The 934-nt window shown below is 45.1% G+C and carries 1 protein-coding gene; it reads right to left on the bottom strand.

The features are described 5' to 3' along the window. On the bottom strand, positions 1 to 842 hold an 842-nt coding region (locus AB4232_RS21710; RefSeq protein WP_372087992.1), incomplete at its 3' end, for a glutathione S-transferase family protein. Between the last annotated feature and the right edge of the window lie 92 nt (positions 843 to 934).

Here is a 934-nt window from a genome sequence, read left to right as displayed (position 1 = left end):
TTGATGTGATAAAAATCGGTCGTCTCTTTAATGCCTTCGACCTGGTAGAGCTCTTTTAAGTAGCCCTGAATATGGACGTAGTCTGAAATTCGCTGCTTATTACACTTAAAGTGCCCAACATAAACGGCATCAAATCGAACCAGAGTGGTAAACAAGCGCCAATCCGCTTCTGTAATCTCGTTACCCGCTAAATAGCGATGTTCGCTAAGGTGAGCGTCTACTTTGTCTAAGGCTTCAAATAACGCATCATACGCTTCTTCGTAGGCTTCTTGTGTCGTTGCAAAGCCCGTTCGGTACACACCGTTGTTAATGTTTGGGTAGATATAGTCATTCCACTCATCAATCTTCTTTGCCAGTTCCCACGGATAGTAATCATCGGTGTTGCCTGTCAGTTCATTAAACTCTGAGTTAAACATACGGATAATCTCAGACGACTCGTTACTCACAATGGTGTTAGTCTTTTTATCCCACAACACAGGCACCGTCACTCTACCCGAGTAGTCAGGTTTGGCTTGAGTGTAGATTTGATGCATGCGCGTATGGCCAAACAGAGGCTCAGGTAACCCCATCTGCCAACCATCACTCATCATGTCTGGGCAAACAACCGTCACCTCAATGTGATCGGTTAGGTCTTTAAGCTCTCGGAAGATAAGGGTTCGGTGCGCCCAAGGACAAGCCAATGATACGTACAAGTGATAACGGCCGCTTTCAGGCTGAAACTGCGCGGACGCTTTATTCTCTACCCAGTGACGAAAGCCTGCATCTTCACGAACAAACTTACCACCGCTTTCTTTAGTGTCGTACCACACATCGTGCCAAACACCTTCAACTAACTTACCCATACCCAAACCTCTGTCATCCAAAATTTTTTATACCAATCACAGTAAGTAAATGTTCAGAAATAGCGCAGAGAAAAGGCTTGAGAACAAGGAAG

It is taken from the genome of Vibrio sp. 10N.286.46.A8, assembly GCF_041470165.1.
GTDB classification, from domain to species: domain Bacteria; phylum Pseudomonadota; class Gammaproteobacteria; order Enterobacterales; family Vibrionaceae; genus Vibrio; species Vibrio tasmaniensis_A.
Note: the sequence above shows the minus strand (reverse complement) of the source record. Positions and strands in the feature narration are given on the sequence as shown.